Source organism: Acinetobacter sp. 1542444, assembly GCF_000581835.1.
GTDB lineage: Bacteria > Pseudomonadota > Gammaproteobacteria > Pseudomonadales > Moraxellaceae > Acinetobacter > Acinetobacter pittii.
In genome coordinates, this window is sequence record NZ_JEYA01000014.1 from 1 (window position 1) to 2,047 (window position 2,047).

General features: G+C 42.9%; 4 protein-coding genes and 3 tRNA genes. All 7 read left to right on the forward strand.

The genetic code is table 11. The features are described 5' to 3' along the window. A partial coding sequence (locus J580_RS22570; RefSeq protein ID WP_032006055.1) for a triose-phosphate isomerase occupies nt 1–230 on the forward strand: 230 nt, incomplete at its 5' end. Between the two features lie 12 nt (nt 231–242). Beyond that, nucleotides 243–572: a preprotein translocase subunit SecG gene (gene secG, locus J580_RS22575; protein ID WP_002115012.1), complete on the forward strand. Its 330-nt coding sequence runs from the start codon at nt 243–245 to the stop codon at nt 570–572. A 56-nt stretch (nt 573–628) separates the two neighbouring features. Next, a tRNA-Leu gene (locus J580_RS22580) sits at nt 629–713 on the forward strand. Nucleotides 714–751: 38 nt separating this feature from the next. After that, nucleotides 752–828 (forward strand) — tRNA-Met (locus J580_RS22585). 89 nt (nt 829–917) lie between these two features. Then, nucleotides 918–994, forward strand: a tRNA-Met gene (locus tag J580_RS22590). A gap of 215 nt (nt 995–1,209) precedes the next feature. Beyond that, nucleotides 1,210–1,734 carry a ribosome maturation factor RimP gene (gene rimP / locus J580_RS22595; RefSeq protein WP_002114922.1) on the forward strand — a complete coding sequence of 175 codons (525 nt, stop codon included), beginning with the start codon at nt 1,210–1,212 and terminating at the stop codon, nt 1,732–1,734. A 37-nt stretch (nt 1,735–1,771) separates the two neighbouring features. Beyond that, the coding region (locus J580_RS22600) for a NusA N-terminal domain-containing protein (RefSeq protein ID WP_032006057.1) at nt 1,772–2,047 on the forward strand (276 nt) is incomplete at its 3' end.

Below are 2,047 nucleotides of genomic sequence, written 5' to 3' on the forward strand. Positions count from 1 at the left end.
CTGCTTCTCCACAAGATGCACAGGCAATGCATGCTAAGATTCGTGAAGGTTTAAGTCAGATTACCTCAGCGGGTTCAGACATTGCGATTTTATATGGCGGTAGTGTAAAAGCTGAAAATGCAGTTGAATTGGCGGCATGTCCAGATATTAATGGTGCGTTGGTAGGCGGTGCTTCATTAAATGCAGCATCTTTTTATCAAATCGTACAAGCCTTTGCACAAAGTAAATAACGAGGATAGGGTATGCACTCTTTTGTACTGATCGTACATATTATTTTAGCGGTACTGATGATTGCCTTAATTCTAGTGCAACACGGTAAAGGTGCTGATGCCGGTGCTTCTTTCGGCGGTGGCGGAGCAGCAACTGTATTCGGTGCATCAGGTTCAGGTAACTTCCTTACTCGACTTACTGCTATCTTAACAGCGTTGTTTTTTGTGACGAGTTTAACTCTCGCTGTTTTTGCGAAAAAACAGACTACTGATGCATATAGTTTGAAAACTGTACAAACTACAGCGCCAGTTCAAACGACATCGCCTGAAACTTCACCAAATGCACCAAAATCGAGTCAATAATTCGAAATAGGGCTTTCCTTTTGCAGTGGGAAGGACTAGAATGCGTCCCACAAGCTGCGGTGGTGGTGGAATTGGTAGACACGCTACCTTGAGGTGGTAGTGCCTTCGGGCGTGGGGGTTCAAGTCCCCCCTTCCGCACCAACTTTGAACCAGAAAGTTGAGTGCAAGCAGTTTTTTGATGCGGGATGGAGCAGTCTGGTAGCTCGTCGGGCTCATAACCCGAAGGTCGTTGGTTCAAATCCAGCTCCCGCTACCAATTTGATTAAGGTGCAACTTAATCAAGCGAATATTAGATAAGTTTACATTGACTTTTTTCGATATTTGTATATAATTTTTGCACGTTGATGCGGGATGGAGCAGTCTGGTAGCTCGTCGGGCTCATAACCCGAAGGTCGTTGGTTCAAATCCAGCTCCCGCTACCAAGTTTCTTAAAAGAGGCTCACAGACAGGTGGGCCTTTTTGCACAGTGGACTATTGTTTTCTGTGCTAAATAGGGGCGATTAACGCCCTTTTTTATTGGTTATCGTATCGCTATCGTGTAGTGTCGACATCAATTGGTCAAATAGTCATGCTTCACTATAGTAGGTCTGTGTCGGTTAAAACAACCGATTGAATCGCACGAGAATGACGAGAGTAAATGAAATTATCAAATAAATCCCAAGCATTGCATGACTTAATTGTTCCTGCAGTGGAAGCATGTGGTGTCGACCTTTGGGGGATCGAGTTTCTCCCACAAGGTAAACGTTCATTATTGCGTATTTATATCGATAAAGCGGTAAGTGAAGATGCTGAGCCTGTAATTAATGAAGATGGTGAAGTAGAACTAGGCCGTGGTATTGGTGTACAAGATTGTGTGCGTGTAACACAACAAGTTGGCGCAATGTTGGATGTTCATGATCCAATCTCAGGTGAGTATTCATTAGAAGTTTCTTCACCAGGTTGGGACCGTCCATTTTTTCAACTAGAACAGTTACAAGGCTACATCGGACAACAAATTGCTTTGCGTTTAATTGCAGCAGTAGAAAACCGTCGTAAATTTCAAGCAAAACTTATCGCAGTAGACCTTGAAAATGAAGAAATTCAGGTTGAAGTTGATGGGAAGCATGTGCTTGTGATCGACAGCAACAATATCGATAAAGCAAACTTGATCTATCAAGATTAAATTTATTTAAATTTTATAAGAAATCGGTAGGTGACTTATGGGCCGCGAAATTCTTACCGTTGTTGAAACGGTTAGTAATGAAAAAGGTGTTAGTCGTGAAGCGATCTTCGAAGCTTTGGAACAAGCTCTAGTTGCTGCAACGAAGAAAAGATTTTACGAAGGTACGCATGCTGAAGAAGCTCAGCTTCGTGTAGAAATTGATCGTAAAACTGGTGATTACCGTACGTTCCGTCAATGGACTGTTGTGGCAGATGAAGATCATGAAATGCCGGCTTGCCAAGATGCAATTTCTGACGTTGATCCGGCTAAATGG